The organism is Nisaea sediminum, from assembly GCF_014904705.1.
Lineage (GTDB): Bacteria > Pseudomonadota > Alphaproteobacteria > Thalassobaculales > Thalassobaculaceae > Nisaea > Nisaea sediminum.
Genome location: NZ_JACZCQ010000022.1, coordinates 1 through 686, shown reverse-complemented (window position 1 = coordinate 686; position 686 = coordinate 1). Strand labels below are relative to the sequence as shown.

At 63.3% G+C, this 686-nt stretch carries 1 protein-coding gene; it reads right to left on the bottom strand.

What is annotated here, in order from left to right:
• A partial coding sequence (locus IG122_RS23875) for an EF-Tu C-terminal domain-related protein (protein ID WP_264299744.1) occupies positions 1-686 on the bottom strand: 686 nt, incomplete at both ends.

Sequence of the window (686 nt, the reverse complement as noted above, 5' to 3'; positions counted from 1 at the left end):
GCGAAGCGCAGGCCTTCATCCATGGCGATCGGCGCGATCAGCTGAACCGTCATCGCGATGTTGTCGCCCGGCATCACCATCTCGGTGCCTTCCGGAAGCTCGACCGTCCCCGTCACGTCCGTCGTGCGGAAGTAGAACTGCGGACGGTAGTTCGAGAAGAACGGCGTGTGACGACCGCCCTCGTCCTTCGTCAGGATGTAAGCCTCGCAGGTGAACTTCGTGTGCGGCGTGATCGAGCCCGGCTTCGCCAGAACCTGACCGCGCTCCACATCTTCGCGCTTCGTGCCGCGCAGCAGGACACCGACATTGTCGCCGGCCTCGCCGCGGTCAAGCAGCTTGCGGAACATCTCGACGCCCGTGCAGGTCGTCTTCGTGGTGTCGCGGATGCCGACGATCTCGATTTCGTCGCCCACGCTCACGATGCCGCGCTCGACACGGCCGGTCACGACGGTGCCGCGCCCGGAGATCGAGAACACGTCTTCGATCGGCATCAGGAACGCCTGATCGACCGGACGCTCCGGCTGCGGAATGTAGGCGTCAACCTGTTCCATCAGCTCCAGAATGGCCTTCTTGCCGATCTCTTCGTTGCTGTCTTCCAGAGCCGCGAGAGCAGAGCCCTTCACGATCGGAATATCGTCGCCCGGGAAGTCGTAGGAGGACAGAAGCTCGCGAACTTCGAGCTCGAC